Source organism: Streptomyces sp. NPDC034085 (assembly GCF_055575555.1).
Genome location: NZ_JBVISL010000003.1, coordinates 400,622 through 418,424 on the forward strand (window position 1 = coordinate 400,622; position 17,803 = coordinate 418,424).

8 protein-coding genes are annotated in these 17,803 nt (G+C 76.3%); 6 read left to right on the forward strand and 2 right to left on the reverse strand.

From position 1 onward, the window contains the following. The first annotated feature begins 1 nt into the window (after window position 1). The 3 genes from ACZ501_RS12215 (at window position 2) to ACZ501_RS12225 (ending at window position 2,935) form a co-directional block, all read left to right on the forward strand. On the forward strand, window positions 2–1,207 hold the full coding sequence (locus tag ACZ501_RS12215) for a serine hydrolase domain-containing protein (RefSeq protein WP_468794562.1): 1,206 nt from the start codon (window positions 2–4) through the stop codon (window positions 1,205–1,207). A 145-nt stretch (window positions 1,208–1,352) separates the two neighbouring features. Continuing rightward, on the forward strand, window positions 1,353–2,420 hold the full coding sequence (gene zapE / locus ACZ501_RS12220) for a cell division protein ZapE (protein WP_468794565.1): 1,068 nt from the start codon (window positions 1,353–1,355) through the stop codon (window positions 2,418–2,420). 137 nt (window positions 2,421–2,557) lie between these two features. Then, window positions 2,558–2,935, forward strand: coding sequence for a VOC family protein (locus ACZ501_RS12225; RefSeq protein ID WP_468794568.1), 378 nt, complete (start codon window positions 2,558–2,560; stop codon window positions 2,933–2,935). A gap of 265 nt (window positions 2,936–3,200) precedes the next feature. Here the strand turns inward: ACZ501_RS12225 and ACZ501_RS12230 are convergent, their stop codons facing one another. Together ACZ501_RS12230 and ACZ501_RS12235 are read right to left on the reverse strand one after the other, a co-directional pair. After that, entirely contained in the window at window positions 3,201–4,436 is a 1,236-nt protein-coding gene (locus ACZ501_RS12230) for a putative Ig domain-containing protein (protein WP_468794571.1), read from the reverse strand. A gap of 104 nt (window positions 4,437–4,540) precedes the next feature. Continuing rightward, window positions 4,541–5,434 carry a LysR family transcriptional regulator gene (locus tag ACZ501_RS12235; protein ID WP_361611170.1) on the reverse strand — a complete coding sequence of 298 codons (894 nt, stop codon included), beginning with the start codon at window positions 5,432–5,434 and terminating at the stop codon, window positions 4,541–4,543. A gap of 435 nt (window positions 5,435–5,869) precedes the next feature. On the opposite strand from ACZ501_RS12235, the gene ACZ501_RS12240 reads away from it, so the two are divergent. The 3 genes from ACZ501_RS12240 to ACZ501_RS12250 are packed head-to-tail and all read left to right on the forward strand — an operon-like array spanning window position 5,870 to window position 17,796. Beyond that, window positions 5,870–12,790: an SDR family NAD(P)-dependent oxidoreductase gene (locus tag ACZ501_RS12240; RefSeq protein ID WP_468794574.1), complete on the forward strand. Its 6,921-nt coding sequence runs from the start codon at window positions 5,870–5,872 to the stop codon at window positions 12,788–12,790. After that, window positions 12,783–17,477, forward strand: a complete 4,695-nt coding sequence (locus tag ACZ501_RS12245; RefSeq protein WP_468794577.1) for a beta-ketoacyl synthase N-terminal-like domain-containing protein — start codon at window positions 12,783–12,785, stop codon at window positions 17,475–17,477. The genes ACZ501_RS12240 and ACZ501_RS12245 overlap by 8 nt, the downstream gene beginning before the upstream one ends. Continuing rightward, complete coding sequence (locus ACZ501_RS12250) at window positions 17,467–17,796, forward strand: acyl carrier protein (protein WP_361610729.1); 330 nt, start codon at window positions 17,467–17,469, stop codon at window positions 17,794–17,796. Before ACZ501_RS12245 ends, ACZ501_RS12250 begins: the two co-directional genes overlap by 11 nt. The last annotated feature ends 7 nt before the right edge of the window (window positions 17,797–17,803 follow it).

The following is a 17,803-nucleotide window of genomic DNA, read 5'->3' on the forward strand; positions in this document are numbered from 1 at the left end:
CATGCGTAACCGTCCGACCGCAGTTCGACGCCTCGTCGTGGCCTGCACAGCCACTGCCGCCCTCGCGATCGGCGCCGGTGCCCCCGCTGCCACCGCCCAGGCCTCCCCCGCCCCCTCCGTCGCCTCTCTCGCCACCGCCGGCTCCCCCGCGGTCGACGGCGCACGACTGCGGAAGCTGATCAGCCCGCTGCCCGGGTTCGAGGCCGGTGCACTGGTCAGAGTCGACGGGCCGGGGCGCGGCCCCTTGTGGACCGGCACCGCGGGCCCCGTGTCGGCCGACGACCACTTCCGCATCGGCAGCGTCTCCAAGGCCTTCACCCACACCGTCGCGCTGCAACTCGTCGCCGAGCACAGGATCGGGATCGACACCCCGGTACGGCGCCTTCTTCCGGACCTGGTCCCCGCCGACTACGACACGGTGACGGTGCGCCAGATCCTCGACCACACGAGCGGTTTCCCGGCACCCGCTCCGACTCCCGGGCCGCAGGACGGGCCGGGTTGGTGGCTCAAGGGCGTCACACCGGTCGACGGGGTACGGGAGACCTTCGCGCGGGCCGCCGGCGACGAGGCGTGGCAGCAGCACCGGCCCGCCCCGGGCACCGTCCAGCAGTACAACGGGATCAACACAGTGGTCGTCGGACTCCTGGTCGAGAAGGTCACCGGCAACTCCTTCCGGCACGAGCTGGAGCACCGGATCCTGCGCCCCTTGCAGCTGCGGGACACCAGCCTCCCGGCCGCCGACGACGTCACGATCCCCAGCCCCCACACGCGCGTGTACGCCGGGAAGGACGACGTCACCGAGCAGAGCCCCTACCCGTGGGCCGAGGGCGGGATGATCTCGACGGCCGCCGACCTCGACCGCTTCATGACCGCCCTCTTCGGCGGCCGGCTCCTGCCGCCCGCCGTACAGGCACTGGCCTTCTCCGTCCCGGACGTCGCCAACGGGCCCGAGAACAAGCACTGCCTCAACGGCAAGGCCTGCTTCGCCCCCGGCGGCCTGATGCGCCTGACCCTCGGCAACGGCGTGACCGTATGGGGCAAGACGGGCTCCCGCCCCGGATGGGACAACGGGTTCTTCACCACCCCCGACCTCAAGCGCCGCCTGGTGTACTCCCTCAACCCCAACGGGACGGGGACCCGGAAGGAGTACACCGACTACATCGTGGCCCTCGCCGACGCCGCCTTCAGCGGAGTCTCACCGAAGTGACTCCGCTGCGGACCTGGGCGGTGACCGAGGGGCGTCCGCAAGGTCAGTCGGCGGTCGGCAACCCCAGCCCCCCGATCATGGTGGCAGGCCGGCTGGTGCTAGCGTCGCGCGCGTGGGCGACAGGATGCGCAGGCCATACGAATCGATGCGGGGTCATTTCCAACAGGCTGCCGCACAAAGGGGTTTCACGATCTCTGCGTCCCAGCAGACCGCGGTGGAGCGGTTGTCGGTGCTGGCGGGCGAGCTGGCCGGAGGGGGCGGGTTCTTCCGTCGCCCCGCACCACCGCGCAACGTGTACGTCTGGGGGCCCGTCGGGCGGGGCAAGAGCTGGCTCGTGGACACCTTTTTCGAAGGGCTGGACACCCCGCACAAGCGACGGCTGCACTTCCACGACTTCTTCCGGCAACTGCATGACGGTGTCTCCCATGCCGGTCAGGAGCCGGATCGCGGGCCCCACCGGCACAGCGCTGTCGAGCGCGCCGTCGATGAACTTCTCGGGAACTGCCGGGTCCTGGTCTTCGACGAGTTCCACGCGCACGACGCGGGTGACGCGATGCTCGTCGCACGGCTCTTCCATACGCTGCTGGAGCGGCGGATCGCGCTCGTGACGACCTCCAACTACCCGCCGTCCGGACTGATGCCGGACCCGCTCTACCACCACCTTTTCGAGCCGACGATCGCGCTGATCGAGGCACGCATGGACGTGCTGGACGTGACGGGTGCCAAGGACTTCCGTCAGCTGCGGCACATGGACGCCGGTGCGAGCCGGTTCGCGCAGGGGGCCGCCCTCAGAGCCGTGGACGCCACCGCCCTCCAGCGCCTCGGGCTGGCCGAGCCGCGGCCCGAAGAGGCGAACGCCGTGCCCGGACACCAGCGCGAGCTGCCGGTCCGGGCGGTCCGCGGCGACCTCGTGTGGCTCGGCTTCGGGGCGCTGTGCGAGGGCACCACCTCGGTCGCCGACTGTCTCGCCCTCGCCGAGCGCTTCGGCACCGTCGTCCTCGACGGCGTGCCGCCGCTCGCCTCCTGCACGGCCGACGGCCGCCGGCGGTTCGCCAACCTCGTGGACGTGTGCTGCGACCGCGATGTCCGGCTGTTCCTGATCGGCGACGACCCCCTGGCCGGGCTTCCCCAGAGCTCCGCCCTCATGCGCGACCTGGACCGCACGGCGAGCCGGCTTGCGATGCTGCAAGGCGCGGGGGCCGCCGTCCGCTGACGGCGACACCGGCCAGGCGGGCCGCTGCTCCCATCGGGGTGAATCCGGGGCGCCGAGCCGGTTCGCGGCCGGCCTCCGCGCCCGCCCTGGTGAACACTCGTAGCGCCCCGACACGGGGGCACCGGAGAGGACGGCGCGTGTTCACCAACACCAAGGCATTCAGCGGATTCGCCGTGAACGACCTCCAGCGGGCGCGGGAGTTCTACAGCGAGACCCTCGGTCTGCGGGTCACCGAGGAGCAGAACGGGATGCTGACCCTGCACATCGCGGGCGGCACGGAGATCCTCGTCTACCCCAAGGAGGACCACACCCCGGCCGGCTTCACCGTGCTCAACTTCCCCGTCGACGACATCGACGCGGCGGTCGAGGAGCTGGCCGGCCGCGGTGTCCGCTTCGAGCGGTACCCGGGGTTCGAGCACGACGACAAGGGCATCGTCCGCGCCGAGGGAGGCCCGAAGATCGCCTGGTTCACGGACCCGGCCGGCAACGTGTTCTCCGTGCTCCAGGACGCGTAGCGGAACGCCGCGCCGCGCCGGAGGACGGGCGAGCGGGCGGGCGGGCGGGCGACGCAGAAGGCCCCGGTCTCCGTGAGGAGGCCGGGGCCTTGATCGAGCGCTGGGCAGGCCTTGCACCTGCATCCCCCCACGGGAAGTGGGGTGTCTTTCCTTGGACCACCAACGCCGGTCCCACCACCGTGTTCCGCGGCGGCGAGCTCGAGATCAACTATACGGCACGCGGGCGGCCGGTACGAACAGCCCGGCCACCGGCGCGTCGCGCGGCTCAGAACCAGTTGACGGTGAGGGCGAAGGCCGTGCCCGCGCTCGCGCCGGCGGAGTCGGTCGCGGTGGCGGTGACCTGCGTCGTGCCGCTGCTCCAGGGCTTGCCGGTGATGCGGCCCGAGGCGCCGTCGAGGGACAGCCCCCAGGGCAGTCCGGTGGCGGCGAAGCGGACGGGCGGCTTTCCGCCGGTGGTGGTGAGCTGGATGGTGCAGGACTGGTTGAACCTGCACGTCCGGGGCCCGGGGTTGGTGAGCTTCAGGTCACCGGGAGTGGGAGTCGGGGTCGGCGTCGGGGTGGGCGTGGGAGTCGGGGTCGGCGTCGGGGTCGTGCCGCAGCCCGGGGTGGCTTCCGGGGGCAGGGGGACCTGCCAGATCTGGGGATCGTTCTCCGAGCCGACCAGCAGGTGCGCGCAGTCGGCGTACGTCACCGTCTCGCCCTGGGACTGCGCGGGCAGGGCGACATCGGCGAGCTTGGTCCCCGCGGTGTCGTACACGGAGGCGGTGTCGGCCCCCAGCGGCCCTCCGCTGCGCAGCGTGTACGAGGCGCCCGTCGGGGAGAAGGCCCCGTCCGTGGTGAAGACCGGGCCGGGCCCGACCGCGGTCAGGGTGTTGACCTGTCCGGTCACCGGGGGCAGCGGGGCCTGGTAGAGCCGGCCCGCCGCTCCGATGAGCTTGCTGGCGACGAAGATCCGGCCGGTGGCCGGGTCGGCGAGCAGGGATTCGGCGTCGTGCCTGCCGTCCGCGTAGGAGAAACGGTACGTCAGTGGGGTGACCGTGGCATTGGCGAGCTGCTCCGGCTCGGCGAAGCTGTGCACGGTGATCTCCGCGCGGCCGCTGAAGTTGTCCCCGATGTCGCCGACCAGGACGGCCGGGCCGCCCGTGGCGTCCTTGCCGATCGCCAGGCCCTCCCAGTCGGTGTTGCCGACGCCCGCGACCGTCAGGGTGGCCTTGAGCACACCGGTGGGGCCGGTGCAGTCGATCGCGAAGACCTGGTTGGTGTTGCCGCTGTCGTTGACGGCGTAGAAGACGCCCGGGTGCCTGCGGCTCATGGCGAGGCCGCTGATCTCGGTCATGCCGCCGGGCAGGGTGCACCTCTTCTCGGGGGCCGGGGCGGCGCTGCGGGTGGGCGGCGCCGAGGAGGCGGTGGCGTCCGCCATCCAGGCGACGGCGGGCAGCAGCGCGGCGAGGGCCGCGGTCGCGAGGGCGGCGGCCCGGGGAGGTGTCAGGAGTCTGGACATGCGGACCATGTGAGGCGGGGGCGGCGGGCAACGCCAGACCCGTACGCCCCCCGTTGGAGCATCGTTCGATGCCGTCCCGGCATACCCGTCGCGGTGGCGGCGGTTCAGCGCTCCGGCTCACGTACGGGTGCCTTGTGACCGGCGTGTGCGAGGAAGGCGCGGGCCGCGCGGCTCAGGGGACGCCGGGCGTGGGCGATGCCGACCGGGCGCAGCAGGGCCGGCGTGAAGGAGCGGATCTCCGCCCTGCTGCCGAAGGCCCTGGAGACCACGTCCCGGTACCAGATGAGGGAGCCGCGGCCGTCGGTGACGCCGGTCACCCAGGCGAGGCGTTCGTCGACCTCCAGGGAGGGCACGGGGCGGACGCCCATGCAGCTGAACATGGCCTCCATCTCGGTGCGCCGGCCGGTGCCCGGGGTGGGCAGCACCATGGGGAGTCCGTCGAGCATGCGCAGCGGGACCGGATGCGGCAGCCGGGTGCCGAGGGGGGAGATCAGCACGACCTCGCGCTCCTGGATGAAGTGGGTGGACAGTTCCTTGTCGACGGGCAGGTCCACCAGGGCCAGTTCGGCCCGTCCCCGGGTGAGTTCCTCGACGAGGGCCTCGCGGCTGCCGTACTGCTGGAGCCGGATGTCCACGGCCGGGTGGCGTGCGGTGAAGCCCGAGATCAGGTCGGTGGCCAGGTCGAGCGCGAGGGTGGGGGTGGTGACGAGGGTGAACGCCGCCCGGGAGTCCTTGCCGTGCGGGGTCCCGATGTCGTCGATGGCCTCGACCGCGTTGAGCACGGTGCGGGCCAGCCGGACGACCCGGGCCCCCTCCGGCGTGAGGTCCACCCCCCTTCCCCGGCGGGCCAGGAGTTCGACGCCGAGGTCGCGTTCCATGGCCTGGACCGCCCGGGACAGGGCGGACTGCGCGACGAAGACCGAGGCGGCCGCACCGGTGATGGACCGGCAGTCGGCGACGGCGACGAGGTAGCGGAGTTGCGCGAGGGTGGGGGTCATGGGCGGACGGTAACGGCGTGAGCATGGACCTGTAAGGGCCGGTGGGTGAACAACTGCCGGCGGGTCACGGGGCGGCTCATACCGGCTCGGCGGCATCGCATGCCGGGACGGCATGACCACCGGCGCACGCCGTACGCCGGCCCGTGCGCGGGCGCCGCCCGCCCGGCCGGGAAAGCCCCAGGCCAGCGGCGCGGCGGGGGCCGGCGAGGGGTCCGGCGGGGCCGGCCGCCGCCCGGGGCACCGGTTCCGGCCGGGCGAAGCACCGTATTCCGTATGGCTGTTGACAGTGTGCGGTGCCCCCCGCACGATGCATCGCGGCGCCAGGACGTTTGACCTGGTTCAAGCCCGCCGCGCCGCTCGACGGGCGCCCGGCGCCGCTGCGCGAGCACCGCACACCTCATCGCTCTCCCCCGTTCTTCCGCCCTGCACTGCGTCATGCCCCACAGCACTGGAAGAGGAGCGCCCGTGACCCTCCCGCCCCCGCAGTCCCCCACCACGCGTGAACTGGTCGTCGCGGTCAGCCCGTTCGAGGAGCCGAACCCGCGGCTCGTGACCGCGGCCGAACGCGCCGGGTCCCTCGGCCTGCTCGATCTCGGCCGGGACCCGGACGCCGCCCGGCGCGCCTTCGCCGAGCTGGCCCGCCGGCTCGGCGAGGTCGGCGGGGACGGGGGCGGCGGCGGTGAGGGAAGCGGCCATCGGTACGGGGTGCGGGTGCCCGCCGGGTGCCCGGCCGGGCCCGGTGACCTTCCGCCCGAGGTGGACACGGTGCTGCTGGCCGACCCGGGCGACCACACCCGCGAGCGGATGGCCGCATGGGCCGCGGCGGCCGGCCGCCCCCGGGTCTGGGCCGAGGTCACCAGCCGGGCCGAAGCCGGGGCGGCGGTGTCCGCCGGGGCGGCCGCGCTGGTCGCCAAGGGCCACGAAGCCGGGGGCCGGGTCGGCGGAACCACCACCTTCGTCCTCCTCCAGCAGCTCCTCGCGGGCTCCGGGCCCGGGGTGCCCGTACTCGCCATGGGCGGGATCGGGCCGCACACGGCGGCCGCGGCCGTCGCGGGCGGGGCCGCCGGGGTGGTGCTCGACGCGCAACTCGCCCTGACCGCCGAGGGCGAGGAGGCGCTGCCCGCCGACGTCGCAGCGGCCGTCCGGGCCATGGACGGCTCGGAGACCCGGCTGCTGGACGGGCACCGGGTGTTCGCCCGACCCGGCCTGCCGGCCCCCGACGGGCCGGTGCCGACCCTGCTGGGCGCCCGGGACCTGCGGACGCAGCTGCTGCCCGTCGGCCAGGACGGGGCTTCGGCGGCCCGGCTGGCGGCCCGCCACCGGAGCACCGGCGGGGTGGTCCGGGCCGTGCGGGCGGCCGTCACCGGGCACCTGGAGGCCGCGGTACGGGCCCGGCCGCTGAAGGGCGCGCTGCCCGTCGCGCAGGGGCCGATGACCCGGGTGAGCGATCAGGCCGGCTTCGCCGAGGCGGTGGCCGCCGAGGGCGGGGTGCCCTACTTGGCGCTCGCGGTGATGGAGGGCCCGGACGTGCGCCGGCTCCTCGCCGAGACCGCCGAGCGGCTCGGGGACCGGCCCTGGGGCGTGGGCCTGCTGGGCTTCGCACCGCAGGAGCTGCGGCGCGAGCAGCTGGCGGCCGTGGCCGGGGCCCGGCCCCCGTGGGCGGTCATCGCCGGCGGCACCCCCGCCCAGGCGGCCCCGCTGGAGGCGGCCGGGATCCGGACGCACCTGCACGTGCCGTCGCCCGGGCTGCTGGAGCGGTACCTCGCCGAGGGCGCGCGGCGGTTCGTCTTCGAGGGGATGGAGTGCGGCGGGCACGTCGGGCCGCGCGCCTCGTTCCCGCTGTGGGAGGAGCAGATCGAGCGGCTGCTGTCCTGCGCCGAACCGCAGTCGCTTGACGTGCTGTTCGCAGGCGGCATCCACGACGAGCGCTCCGCCGCCATGGCGGTCGCGGCCGCCGCGCCGCTGGCCGAGCGGGGCGCGCGGATCGGCGTACTGATGGGCACGGCCTACCTGTTCACCCGGGAGGCCGTGGCCTGCGGCGCGGTGCTCCCGGTCTTCCAGCGGACGGCCCTGGAGTGCGCGGACACCGTGCTGCTGCGTACCGCCCCCGGGCACGCCACGCGCTGCGCGGCGACGCCGTTCGCCGAGGCCTTCGAGGCCGCGCGGCGGCGGCTCGAACGGGACGGCACGCCGCCGCGGAAGGTGTGGGAGGAGCTGGAGCGGCTCAACCTGGGCCGGCTGCGGATCGCCAGCAAGGGCCTGCGCCGGTCGCCGGACGCCCCCGACGAGCGCGTCCTGGAGCCGGTCGGCGAGGAGCGGCAGTACGCGGAGGGGCTGTTCATGCTCGGGCAGGCGGCCACGCTGCGCTCGCGGGCCACGACGGTGGCCGCGCTGCACGCGCAGGTCACCGAGGGGGCGACCCGGCTCCTGGAGCGGCGGGCCGAGGAGATCGCCGCGCCGCGCGGGCCGGCGGAAGGCCCGGCGGATCCGCTCGACGTCGCCATCGTCGGCATGGCCTGCGCCTACCCCGGCTCCCCCGACCTGGCCGGCTACTGGGCACGGATCCTGGACGGCACGGACGCGGTGACCGAGGTGCCGGCCGACCGCTGGGACCCGGCGCTCTACTACGACGCCGACCCGGCCCGGGCTGGCGAGCGCACCCCCTCCCGCTGGGGCGGCTTCCTCGGCGCGGTGCCCTTCGACGCCCTCGACTACGGGATCCCGCCCGCGTCGCTGGCCGGGATCGAACCGGTCCAGCTGCTCGCCCTGGAGATCTCCGCCCGGGCCCTGGGGGACGCCGGCTACGGCCGGGAGCGGGAGTTCGACCGCTCGCGGACCTCCGTGGTGTTCGGGGCCGAGGCCGGTACGGACCTCGCGGGGGCGTACGGGCTGCGCGCCCTGCTCCCCTCCTACCTGGGGGCGGTACCCGCCGGCCTGGACGAGCAGCTGCCGCGGCTCACCGAGGACTCCTTCCCCGGCGTCCTCGCCAACGTCATAGCGGGCCGGGTCGCCAACCGGCTCGACCTGGGCGGGGCGAACTGCACGGTCGACGCCGCCTGCGCCTCCTCCCTGGCCGCCCTGGACCTGGCCTGCCGCCAACTGCGCGACGGCGACAGCGACATGGTGCTGTGCGGGGGCGCCGACGTGCACAACGGCATCAACGACTACCTGATGTTCTCCTCGGTCCGCGCCCTGTCGCCCGGCGGCCGCTGCCGGCCCTTCGACGCGGCCGCCGACGGGATCGCGCTCGGTGAGGGCGTGGGCGTCCTGGTGCTCAAGCGGCTCGCGGACGCCGAGCGGGACGGCGACCGGGTGTACGCCGTCGTCAAGGCGGTCGGCTCCGCCAGCGACGGCCGCTCGCTCGGCCTGACCGCGCCCCGGCCCGAAGGCCAGCGCCGGGCGCTGGAGCGGGCCTACGCCCGGGCCGGGATCTCCCCGGCCGAGGTGGGGCTGGTCGAGGCGCACGGCACGGGCACGGTCGTCGGCGACAGTACCGAACTGGCGGTCCTGACCGAGCTGTTCACCGCATCCGGCGCCGCGCCGGGGTCCTGCGCGCTGGGCTCGGTGAAGTCGCAGCTCGGGCACACCAAGTGCGCGGCCGGGCTGGCCGGGCTGATCAAGGCGGCCCGGGCGGTGCACGCGGGTGTGCGGCCGCCGACCCTGCACGTCGACACCCCCAACCCGGCCTGGCGGGCGGGGAGCAGCCCGTTCTTCTTCGACGCGCGGGCCCGGCCCTGGTCCGCGCCCGCGCGGCGGCGGATCGCCGGGGTGAGCGCCTTCGGCTTCGGCGGCACCAACTACCACGCCGTGCTGGCCGGTTACGCCGGGGCGGACGAGCCGCGGCACGGGCTGGAGGAGTGGCCGGCCGAGCTGTTCTGCTTCCGGGGCGAGGACCGGCGGGCCGCGGGGCGGGCGATGGCGCGGCTCGCGGCCCGGCTCGAGGAGAACGACGCGGCCGGGCGGCCCTGGGCCCTGCGCGACCTGGCGGCGGAGGCCGCTTCCTCGGGGACGGGCCCGGTGCGGGTCGCGGTCGTGGCGGCCGACGCGGACGAGCTGGCCGCCCGGCTGGAGCGGGCCCGGGCCTTCACCCCCGGCGCGGGGGTCCACGTACGGGAGGAGGCGGCGGACCCGGGGCTGGTGGCGTTCCTGTTCCCCGGGCAGGGCAGTCAGCGGCCCGGCATGCTGGGCGAGCTGTTCACGGCGTTCCCCGCGCTGCGCGGGCTGCTGGACGACGCCCCCGGCGCGGTGGTGTCGGCGATGTTCCCGCCGGCGGCCTTCGACGGGGAGGGCCGGGCCGCGCAGCGGGCCGCGGTCACCGACACGCGGGTGGCCCAGCCGGCCCTGGGACTGGCGGGGGCGGCGGGGCACACGCTGCTCGGGCGGCTCGGCGTACGGCCCGACTGCGTGGCCGGGCACTCGTACGGCGAACTCACCGCGCTGTGGGCGGCCGGCGTGTACGACACGCCCGGCCTGCTGCGGCTGAGCACGCGCCGGGCCGGGGCGATCCTGGCCGCCGCCGGGGCGGATCCGGGGTCGATGGCGGCGGTGTCGGCGGCTCCGCGGGAGGTACGGGAGATCGCGGAGCGCGCAGGGTGCGTGGTCGCGAACCACAACGCGCCCCGGCAGTGCGTCATCTCGGGGCCCACGGAGGCGGTCTCCGCGGCGGTCGACGCGCTGCGGGAGGCGGGCCTGACGGCGGAACCGATCCCGGTGGCCTGCGCGTTCCACAGCGGGGTGGTCGCGGGTGCGGCCGGGGCGCTGGCCGAGGAGCTGGCCGGTACGGAGATGGCCGACGCCTGCGTACCGGTCTGGTCGAACACCACGGCCGGCCCGTACCCGGCCGGCGCCGATGCCGTACGGGGTCTCCTGGCGCGGCAGGTCGCGGAGCCGGTCCGGTTCGTGGAGCAGGTGGAGGCCATGTACGCGGCCGGCGTCCGGACCTTCGTGGAGGCCGGCCCGGGGCGGGTGCTGTCGGGTCTGGTCGGCCGGATCCTCCAGGACCGGCCGCACACGGCGGTCCCGCTGGACGTGCCGGGCGAGCACGGCCTGGTCCGGCTGGTCGGCGCGCTGGCGGAACTGGCGGCTGCGGGCGTGCCGCTGGAGCCGGAGGCGCTGTTCCGGGGGCGGACGCGGCGGCTGCCGGAGCGGGCGCCGGGCCGTCCGGGCTGGCTGGTGGACGGGCACCTGGTGCGTACGGCCGACGGTGAGCCGGTCGCCGGGGGGCTGCGGCCCGCCCGGCGGGTGGCGCTGCCGGCGGGCGCGGAGGGCGGCGCCGCGGCGGTGGCCGGGGCCGGGGCGGTGGCCGGGGTCCCGGCCACCGGTGCGGATTCCGTGATGGCCTGGGCCCCGGCCGCCGGTGCGGACGGCGACCGCCGTGAGGAGGCGGTGCTGGAGTACCTGCGCGGGACGCGCGAACTGGTGGAGGCCCAGCGGGCCGTCCTGCTGGGGTACCTGGGGGCGGGGGAACCCCCGCAGCCCGCGCCGGGCACCGGGTCCGGTGCGCCGGTCGAACCGTTCGCCCGACTCGGCGGCGGGATCCCGGCCGCCCCCGTACCCGTACCGCCGGCCGCGGACGGGCCCGAAGCGGTCCGGGCGGCCGGTCCGGGCGCACCGCGCACGGCCGAGGAGGTGATGGACACGGTCCTGGAGATCGTCCACACCCGGACCGGCTACCCCAGGGACATGCTCGATCCCGGGCTCGACCTGGAGGCGGACCTGTCCATCGACTCCATCAAACGGGTGGAGATCATCGGCGCCCTGGCCGACCGGATCGGACTCCCCCGGGAGCCGGGCGGCTCCACCGGATCCGCCGTCGAGGAACTGTCCCGGATCAAGACCCTGAGCGGGATCGTGGACTGGATCGTCTCCCGCGCGCCCGCCACCGCTTCCGGACCGGGGCCCGCCGCGGCCGGCGGTCCGGCACCGGCCCCCTTGCAGCGGCTGCGGGTCGAGGCGGTCCCCGTGGCGGCGGCCGCCGGGGACCCGAAGGCCCTGCGGGGCCTGCGGATCGGGATCGTCGGGGACGGCCAGGGCCTGGCACGGGCGCTTGCCGGTGCGCTGCGGGAACGGGGCGCCGAGGTGCGTCCCCTCGCGGCGGCGGAGGCCGGGTGCGACGGGATCGTCGACCTGTCGGCGTTGCGGGGCGGGACCGAACCGGTGCTGCCCAGGGCCTTCGCGGGGCTGCGACAGGCACTGGCCGGCGGGGTGGGCCGGCTGCTCCTGGTCACGGCGCCCGCGCCCGGCACGGCCGGGGCCGGGCTGCACGGCTTCGCCCGCAGCGCGGCGCTGGAGTTCCCCGGCACGCTGCTCCGCGCCGTGGAGGTCCACCCCAAGGAGGACCCCGAGCAGACGGCCCTGCTGCTCCTCGCCGAGCTGGCCGACGGGCCGGGCGCGGCATCGCACGGGGCCGCCTCGGTCGGGTACGCCCCGGACGGCACCCGGTTCGCACGCCTGCCGGTGCCCGCCGCCCCGCTGGGCGCGGCCGGAGGGTCCGTGCCCCTGGGCCCGGACTCCGTGGTCCTGCTCACCGGCGGGGCCCGCGGGATCACGGCCCGCACGGCCCTCGCGCTGGCCCGCGCCACCGGCTGCCACGTCGAGCTGGTCGGCCGTACGCCCGAACCGCCCGCCGAGGAGGACGCGTTCGGGCAGGCCCGGGACCGGGTGGCGCTGCGGGCCGCGCTGATCGCCTCGGGGCTGCGGACGCCGGCCGAGATCGAGGCGGCCGCGTCGGGGATCCTCGCCGAGCGGGAGGTACGGGCCGCGCTGGCCGGTCTCACCGGCGCGGCGGCCTCCGTGCGCTACCACCGCGCCGACGTCACGGACGGGGCGGCCGTACGGGCCGTCGTGGCGGACGTACGGGCCCGTCACGGCCGGCTCGACGGGATCGTGCACGGGGCAGGGGTGCTGCGGGACGGGCTGCTGCACGAGAAGCAACCGGCGGACTTCGCCGCGGTGTTCGCCGCCAAGGTGACCGGAGCCCGCCACCTCGCGGCCGCCGCCGCCGAGCACGGGGCGTACCCGGCTCCCCGGTTCCTGGCCCTGTTCGGCAGTGTCGCCGGGGTGTACGGCAACCGCGGCCAGAGCGACTACGCCGCCGCCAACGACGCCCTGGACGTCCTCGCGCGCACCTGGGCGGAGTCCTTCCCGGGCCGGGTGCTGTCCGTCGACTGGGGCCCCTGGGCGGCGGAGGCGGGCGGGATGGTCACTCCCGAGCTGGAGCGCGCGTACGCCCGGCGCGGCATCCCGCTGATCGCGCCGGAGGCGGGTACCGCCGCGTTCCTCGCCGAACTCGCGCACGGGGACGACGTACAGGTGGTCCTGACGGCCGCCCCGCAGGAGGGGCGCGGCGATGAGTGAGCGGCTGCGGCGCGGCCCGCGCCCGACCGACGCGGCGATCGTCGGGATGGGCGCGGTGTTCCCCGGTTCGGGCGATCTGGCGGCGTACCGGCGCAACCTGTACGCGGGGGCCGACTGCATCGGTGAGGTCCCGCCGGAGCGCTGGGATCCCGAGGTGTACTACGACCCGGACGCCGCTGCCGGCCCGGCGGCCGGCGACCGGTTCTACTGCCGGCGCGGCGGCTTCGTCGACGGCCTGGCCGGCTTCGACCCGACGCGGTTCGGGATCATGCCGGCCGCCGTGGAGGGGGCCGAGCCGGACCAGATGCTGGCGCTGCGGGCGACGGCCGAGGCGATCGCGGACGCGGGCGGTGAGGAGCGGCTTCCGGCCGACCGGTCCCGGATCGGGGTGGTGCTGGGGCGCGGCGGGTTCATGGGGGTGGCCACCGCCCGGCTGGACCAGCGGGTGCGCACGGCCCACCAGTTGGCGCAGACCCTGCGGGAGCTGGCTCCGGAGCTCGGCGAGCGGCGGATCGCCGAGGTGCGGTCGGCGTTCCAGGACGCGCTGGGCCCGGAGCGGCCGGAGGCGTCGATCGGGCTGGTGCCGAGTTTCACCGCCGCCCGGACCGCGAACCGGCTGGACTTCCGCGGCCCCGCCTACACCCTGGACGCGGCCTGCGCCTCCTCACTGCTGGCCGTGGACCAGGCGGTCGGGCTGCTGGCGGCCGGGCGCTGCGACGCGGTGGTCGCGGGGGCCGTGCACCACTGCCACATCGCCACGCTGTGGAGCGTGTTCACGCAGCTGCGGGCGCTCAGTCCGACCGAGCGGATCCGGCCCTTCGACCGGGGGGCGGACGGGACGCTGCTGTCCGAGGGCACCGGGGTGGTGCTGCTGAAGCGGCTGGCGGACGCGCAGCGGGACGGGGACCGGGTGTACGCGGTGGTCCGCGGGACGGGGGTGGCCGGGGACGGCCGGGCGGCGAGCCTGATGAGCCCGCTGGTCGCGGGCCAGGTGCGGGCGCTGGAGCGGGCCTGGCGTGAGGCGGGGCTGGATCCGCGGGCGCCGGGCGCGCTGGGGCTGCTGGAGGCGCACGGTACGGGGACCCCGGTCGGGGACGCCGCCGAACTGGACACGCTGGCCCGGGTGTTCGGGCCGCCGCCGGCGGGCGGGCCGGAGATCGGCTTCGGGTCGGTCAAGTCGATGCTCGGGCACACCATGCAGGCCTCCGGTGTGGCCGGCCTGATCAAGGCGGCGCTGGCGGTGCACGACGGGGTCCTGCCGCCGACGCTGCACCTGGAGGACCCCCACCCCGGCCTGGCCCGGACCCGGATGCGGCCGGTGACGGCCGCCGCGCCGTGGGAGCGGGGGCCGGGCCCGCGGCGGGCCGGGGTCAACGCGTTCGGCTTCGGCGGGATCAACGCGCACGTGGTGCTGGAGGAGGCTCCGGCCGCCGTCCGGGCGGCGCCGCCGGTGCGCCGGTTCCTGCCGCTGGGCAGTACGGGCGTGCCTGCGGGGGCGGGTGCCGCGGTGGCGGATGCGCTCACGGGGGCGGGCGGGACGGCGGGGGCGGGTGGTGCAGGGGGCCGGGGGATGCCTGCGGGGGCGGGTGCGGCAGAGGGGCAGGGGGTGCCTGCGGGAGCGGGGGCGCCCGGGGGTGTCCTGCTGCTGGCGGCGGGGAGTGTGGCGGAGCTGTCCGCCCTGCTGGCGGCGCCCTCGCCGGTGTCCGGCGGGGAGGGGCCCTGCCGGGTCGCGGTGGCCGGCCCGACGCCTCAGCGGCTCGCGCTGGCCGCGAAGGCGGTGGCGCGGGGCCGGCCCTGGCGGGGCCGGGGTGACGTGTGGTTCACCCCCGAGCCGCTCGGCGGGCGGGTGGCGTTCCTGTTCCCGGGTCTGGAGCCGGAGTTCGCACCGGTGGTGGACGACGTCGCCGACCGGCTGGGGCTGGCCCGGCCGCGCCTGAGCCGGGGCGGCTCGCTGATCGAACGGGCGCTGGACGCGATCGCCACGGGCCGCTTCTTCGCCCGGGCCCTGCCCCGCCTCGGCGTCGGGGCCGACGTACTGGCGGGCCACAGCCTGGGCGAGTGGGCGGCGATGGTGGCCGCCGGCATGTATCCCGAGCAGGCGGCCGACGCCTTCCTCGACTCGCTGCGGCCCGGTTCGCTGAAGGTCCCCGACCTGGTGTACGCGGCGCTGGGCTGCGGTGCCGGGCGGGCACGGGGGGCCCTGCACGGACTGGACGGGGTGGTGGTCAGCCACGACAACTGCCCCCACCAGTCGGTGATCTGCGGCGGCCCCGAACAGGTGGCGGAGGCCGTCGCGCGGCTGCGCGGCGAGGGGGTGCTCGGGCAGGAGCTGCCGTTCCGCTCCGGCTTCCACACCCCGATGTGGGAGCCCTACCTCGGCCAGGTCCGGGCCGCCTTCGGGCGGCTGCCGCTGGAGCCGGCCGTCCTCCCGGTCTGGTCGGCCACCACCTGCGCGCCGTTCCCCGGCGCCGCAGGGGACGTACGGGAGCTGGTGGTGCGCCATCTGCTGGAGCCGGTGCGCTTCCGCGAGCTGACCCTGCGCCTGTACGAGGAGCAGGGCGTCCGCAGCTTCGTGGCGCTGGGCCCCGGGAGCCTCACGGGCTTCGTCGAGGACACCCTGCGCGGCCGGCCCCACCTCGCGGTGTCCACCTCCTCCCCGCGCCTGCCCGGCCTGGCGTCGCTGACCCGCATGTGCGCCGCGCTCTGGGCGGAGGGCCACGCGCCGCGCTGGGACCTGCTGACCGGGCCCCTGGCCGACGCCGGAGCCGTGGCCGCGACCGGCACCGGTGTCGTCGCCGCGCCCGGCGCCCGAGCCGTGGCCGCGAGCGGTGGCGGTGTGGGTGCCGGGTCCGGAACCGGTGCCGGCCGGCCGGTGCCCGCCGGGCCGGAGCCCCGCGGTGTCACCCTCGACCTCGGCTCGCCGCTGGTCCGGCTCGGCGAGGCGGCCCGCACGGCATGGGGCGGCCTCCTCACCCCGGCCCCTGCCCCCGCCCCCGCGGGCCCCGCCGAGGACGCCGGGCGGCCGGTCCTGCTGTCCGCCCTGGACGCGGTCCTCGGCGACACCGGCGCGGCGGCCCGCAGCGTCGCCGAGGCGTGGGCGGCCGGACGGCGGGCCGCCCCCGGGGACGGGGTCACGGGCCGGCACTCCCTGCGGCTGTCGCTGGCCGCACTGCCCTTCGTACGGGACCACTGCGTGTACCTCCAGCCGGACGACTGGCCCGAGGACTCCGACCGGTTCCCCGTCGTGCCCATGACCACCATGCTGGAGCTGGCGGCCGACGCGGCCCGGCGGTACGCGCCCGCCGGCCTGGCGGTCACCGGGTACGAGGACGTACGGGCCCTGCGGTGGCTGCCCGTCGAACCGGCCCTGGACGTGGAGGTGCTGGTCCGGGAGGAGGGCCCGGGCCGGTTCCGTGTCACCCTCGGGGAGTACGCCTCGGTGGTCGTGCTGCTCGGCGACCGGTACCCGCCGCCGCCCGCCCCCGACACCGCCGCACTGCGCGAGCCGGGGCCCGCTCCCGTCAGCGCCGCCGCCCTCTACCGGGACCGGTGGATGTTCCACGGCCCGCGCTTCGCCGCCGTGCACGAGGTGCGGACCGTCGGCGCGGACGGGATCGAGGGGGTCCTGCGGGCGCTCCCCGACCCGGGGGCCCTGCTCGACGCGGCGGGCCAGCTGTTCGGGCACTGGATGCAGCTGAGCCTGCCGGTGGACCGGCTGGTCTTCCCGGCGACCGTGGACCGCGTCCGGTTCTGCGGCCCGCCGCCGGCCCCGCACGAGCTCGTCGGGGCCACGGCCCGGATCCGCGAGGTCCGCGACGTCACCGTGCGCGGTGACATCGAGCTGCGCCGGCCGGACGGGACGGTGTGGGCCCGGATCGAAGGGTGGACGTACCGCCGGTTCGGTGCCGACGAACGGGTCTGGCCGATGAAGTTCACCCCGGAGGTCTGCGGCATCGGCGAGCCGCAGCCCGGGGGCTGGTGCCTGGCCCGCCGGCGCTGGAGGGATCCCGCCTCGCAGGAACTGGTCATGCGCCGCTACCTGGGCGCCGCCGAACGGGCCGCCTACGAGCGGCTGTCGCCGCGTGCCCGGGCGCCCTGGTTGCTCGGCCGGATCGCGGCCAAGGACGCGCTGCGGCAGCTGCTGTGGGACGGCGGCGCCGGGCCGGTGTTCCCGGCGGAGGTGCCGGTCGGCAACGACCCGGCGGGCCGCCCGCTGGCGCGGGGCCCCCTCGCCGCCGGGTTCCGGCTGACGATCGCCCACAAGGACCGGATCGCCGTCGCCCTCGCCCATCGCACCCGGGCGGTCGGGATCGACGTGGAGCCGGTGACCGGCGACCCGGACGCGCTGGCCCGCATCGCCCTGGCACCCGGTGAACTCGCCCTCGCCGAAGCGCTGGCGGGTACCCGGGGAACCGGCCTGCCGACCGCCCTCACCGCCCTGTGGTGCGCCAAGGAGGCCGCCGCCAAGGCGGAGGGCTCCGGGCTCGGCGGCCGGCCGCGCGACTGGCGGGTGACCGGTGACCCGGACGGCGCCGGCCTGCTGGTGCGGTCCCCGGACGGACACCCGTACGCCGTACGCACCACCCTGGCCGACACTTCGACCCCCGACCACGTGGTCGCCTGGACCGACCACGGCACCTCCCCCGCCGTCCCCTTCCCCCTCACGGAGACCCGCCATGGGAAATGACATCCTGACCGAGATCACCGGCATGCTGGTGGAGATCGTCGGCGACGACCACCTCCTCGCGGACGAGGTCACGATGAAGACGACCTTCAACGAGGACCTCGCCCTGGAGAGCATCGAGTTCGTCGCCCTCGCCGAGGCGCTGCACCACCGCTACGGCGCGGGGGTGGACCTGATGGGGTTCCTGGCGGAGAAGGACATGGACGCCATCCTCGCCATGTCCGTCGGTGAACTCGTCACCCACATCGGGCAGGTCACGCACGCCTCCCTCGCCCGCAGCGCCTCGGGGAGCAGCTCCTCCGCGGCGACCGCGGCCGGCTGAGCCGGCC

Excerpts from the sequence above, each read along its gene's own strand:
- ACZ501_RS12215 (WP_468794562.1), top strand. The coding sequence starts at position 2 with ATGCGTAACCGTCCGACCGCAGTTCGACGCCTCGTCGTGGCCTGCACA.
- zapE (WP_468794565.1), top strand. The coding sequence starts at position 1,353 with ATGCGGGGTCATTTCCAACAGGCTGCCGCACAAAGGGGTTTCACGATC.
- ACZ501_RS12230 (WP_468794571.1), bottom strand. The coding sequence starts at position 4,436 with ATGTCCAGACTCCTGACACCTCCCCGGGCCGCCGCCCTCGCGACCGCG.
- ACZ501_RS12235 (WP_361611170.1), bottom strand. The coding sequence starts at position 5,434 with ATGACCCCCACCCTCGCGCAACTCCGCTACCTCGTCGCCGTCGCCGAC.
- ACZ501_RS12240 (WP_468794574.1), top strand. The coding sequence starts at position 5,870 with ATGCCCCACAGCACTGGAAGAGGAGCGCCCGTGACCCTCCCGCCCCCG.
- ACZ501_RS12245 (WP_468794577.1), top strand. The coding sequence starts at position 12,783 with ATGAGTGAGCGGCTGCGGCGCGGCCCGCGCCCGACCGACGCGGCGATC.
- ACZ501_RS12250 (WP_361610729.1), top strand. The coding sequence starts at position 17,467 with ATGGGAAATGACATCCTGACCGAGATCACCGGCATGCTGGTGGAGATC.